The organism is Mammaliicoccus sp. RAM2 (assembly GCF_045897195.1).
Classification (GTDB): Bacteria; Bacillota; Bacilli; order Staphylococcales; family Staphylococcaceae; genus Mammaliicoccus; species Mammaliicoccus sciuri.
In genome coordinates, this window is record NZ_JBJNWI010000021.1 from 1 (window position 1) to 842 (window position 842).

Annotated in this window: 1 pseudogene; it reads left to right on the forward strand. The window is 39.9% G+C overall.

The features are described 5' to 3' along the window. Positions 1 to 842 (forward strand): annotated as a pseudogene (locus tag ACJTHF_RS13995) (hypothetical protein); the annotation flags it as partial.

Genomic DNA, 842 nt, shown 5'->3' on the forward strand with positions numbered 1-842 from the left:
CGATATCGATGGTGATGGCGTAAGTAACGAAGATGAAAAACTTATCGGTACTGATCCAACAAATCCTGATACCGACGGTAATGGTGTAAATGATGGGGACGAAGATTACGATAGTGATGGTATTCCAAACAAAGATGAATCTAATCCTAAATCTAATAAGCCAACTGATAAAGATGGTGACGGTAAGCCAGATATCACAACTCCGAAGGATTCTAACTCAGATAATGGTTCTGATGTAAAATCAGATAGCGATTCTGGTTCTAACTCAGACAGCAGTTCTGATAGCCAATCTGATAAAGATTCTGATTCAGACGCTAACAGCGGTTCTGACTCTGATAGTAGTTCTGATGCGAACTCTGGTTCAAATAGCGATTCAGATTCTAACTCAGACAGCAGCTCTGATAGCCAATCTGATAAAGATTCTGATTCAAACGCTAACAGCGGTTCTGACTCTGATAGTAACTCTGATTCTGATTCAGACACTAACAGTGGTTCTAACTCTGATACTGACAGTACATCTGATTTAGACTCGAACTCTGATTCAAGTAGTGATTCTGGTTCTAACTCAGACAGCAGCTCTGATAGCCAATCTGATAATGATTCTGATTCAGACGCTAACAGCGGTTCTGACTCTGGTACTGATAGTACTTCTGATTTAGACTCGAACTCTGATTCAAGTAGTGATTCTGGTTCTAACTCAGACAGTGGCTCTGATAGCCAATCTGATAAAGATTCTGATTCAGACACTAACAGTGGTTCTAACTCTGATACTGACAGTAATTCAGTTTCTGATTCAAACAGTACTTCTGATAGTGACAGTAACTCAAGCTCAACTTCAGATG